Raw genomic sequence first — 537 nt, forward strand, 5'->3', positions numbered from 1 at the left:
CCGCCCGGTCGGGCGCCCCCGCGACCAGCACGTCCGCCTCGGCGGCGAGCAGCGGCTCGCCGGCCGGGGCCAGCAGCACCGGGTGGCCCTGCGGCGGGCGGACCAGGTTGAGCGGCCCGCGCACCCGCAGCACCGGGCCGGAGTGGTCGAGCACGTGGACGCGGTCCGGGTCGATGAACCGCCCGGTGTCCTTCTCGTGCACGAAGGCGCCGTCCTCCCAGGTGTCCCAGAGGTCGCGCAGCAGCGGCGGGAACTCCGCGGCCCGGGCCTCCCGGCCGTCCGCTGGGTCGACACCGTCCCGGCGGTGGTTGGCGTCCGCCTCCGGGTCGGGGCCGGTCACCACCCGCCAGCCGGCCCGGCCGCCGCTGATGTGGTCCAGCGAGGCGACCATCCGGGCCAGGTTGTACGGCTCGCAGTAGGCCGGCGCGGCGTCCATCACCAGGCCGATCCGCCGGGTGCACACCGCGAGCATCGACGCGGCGACGATCGCGGCCGGCGGGGCGGGGCGGCCGGGCCGGGCGGCCGGGCGGTCGCCGA

Annotated in this window: 1 protein-coding gene; it reads right to left on the reverse strand. The window is 79.1% G+C overall.

The window, feature by feature from the left end; translation table 11 throughout:
- The coding region (locus tag BG452_RS37190) for an LLM class flavin-dependent oxidoreductase (protein WP_188308767.1) at window positions 1–537 on the reverse strand (537 nt) is incomplete at both ends.

Source organism: Streptomyces sp. CBMA123 (genome assembly GCF_014596465.1).
Classification (GTDB): Bacteria; Actinomycetota; Actinomycetes; order Streptomycetales; family Streptomycetaceae; genus Kitasatospora.